Source organism: Dietzia massiliensis (genome assembly GCF_018390595.1).
GTDB classification, from domain to species: domain Bacteria; phylum Actinomycetota; class Actinomycetes; order Mycobacteriales; family Mycobacteriaceae; genus Dietzia; species Dietzia massiliensis.
Genome location: NZ_JAHBAV010000386.1, coordinates 1 through 309, shown reverse-complemented (window position 1 = coordinate 309; position 309 = coordinate 1). Strand labels below are relative to the sequence as shown.

The window sequence follows — 309 nt, the reverse complement described above, 5'->3', positions numbered from 1 at the left end:
ACATGGTTGGCAAACTGGATCTGTACATCACCGTTAAAGGTGGTGGTATCTCCGGTCAAGCTGGCGCTATCCGTCACGGTATCACCCGTGCACTGATGGAGTACGATGAGACTCTGCGTTCTGAACTGCGTAAAGCTGGCTTCGTCACCCGTGACGCTCGTCAGGTTGAACGTAAGAAAGTCGGCCTGCGTAAAGCACGTCGTCGTCCGCAGTTCTCCAAGCGTTAATTTTCGCTGCTTCGGCAGTGCGATTTACGCAAAAAACCCGGTGCTTCACCGGGTTTTTTTATGCCTGAAATCCGCCATCCCC

General features: G+C 53.1%; 1 protein-coding gene. It reads left to right on the top strand.

The features are described 5' to 3' along the window. Nucleotides 1-227 (top strand): 30S ribosomal protein S9 (gene rpsI, locus KHA85_RS20810; protein ID WP_213186772.1); only part of this gene is annotated, 227 nt, incomplete at its 5' end. Nucleotides 228-309: the final 82 nt, after the last annotated feature.